Below are 869 nucleotides of genomic sequence, written 5' to 3'. Positions count from 1 at the left end.
AATTTGATCTAATTCTAAATTATTAAAATTACTGTAGATATATTCTCGAGAAGGAGTTCTCCAATTCAACCAATAATCTTTATATAAAATTAAAGACTTAACATTATCTTCGATAGTATTTAAATCTTTAATAGCATCTTCAATAATATTTAAATCTTTAATAGTATTTTCGATAGTATTTAAATCTTTAATAATATCTTCAAATAATCTACTTGAACTATAAATTGAGAATAAATCAACATCTAGCATTAAAAGATTAAAACTACAAAAAAGAGTAGGTAATACTAAAATAAATTTAATCTTTAAATTAAATAATTTAATTAGGTAGCAACCATTAAATTTAGATAATTTAAAAGTTTTAATAATATAATTTAGGATTCCATTATAAACCCCGCAATTAAATAGAGAAGTTTTTGTTGGAATAAGTCTAAATTTTCTGATCATTATAAAATGATATTAATCCTTTTTGTTATTATTACTTATAAGATAGAATGAAATGTGTATTAAAGTTAATTACAATAATATATATAATTCCTTTAATTAGATAGGGAAGAGAAAGAGTGGGGTGAATATGATTAAATAAGTATATTATTAGATTAATTTAGAATTTATTCTTGCTCGTTTAACCAAGCTAGATATTTCTCAAGAGAAACAGCTTCTACAGCAATAGGCATAAACCCGTGGTGAACACCACAAATTTCTGAACATTGTCCATAGTAAACTCCTTCTCGTTCTACTAGAACTGAAGTTTGATTTAATCGACCAGGGATTGCATCAATTTTTAGTCCTAGAGAAGGAACTGCAAATGAATGAATTACATCTGCTCCAGTAACAATAAATCGGATATGAGTTCCTACTGGAACTACTAC

Annotated in this window: 2 protein-coding genes; both read right to left on the bottom strand. The window is 25.1% G+C overall.

From position 1 onward, the window contains the following. The coding region (locus ACYVDA_RS20745; RefSeq protein ID WP_460820440.1) for a hypothetical protein at positions 1-444 on the bottom strand (444 nt) is incomplete at its 3' end. A 164-nt stretch (positions 445-608) separates the two neighbouring features. Then, positions 609-869: cupredoxin domain-containing protein (locus ACYVDA_RS20740; protein ID WP_460820439.1), on the bottom strand; the 261-nt coding region annotated here is incomplete at its 5' end.

The sequence above is a fragment of the Nocardioides korecus genome (assembly GCF_054778395.1).
This window is presented reverse-complemented; position numbering and strand designations above follow the sequence as displayed.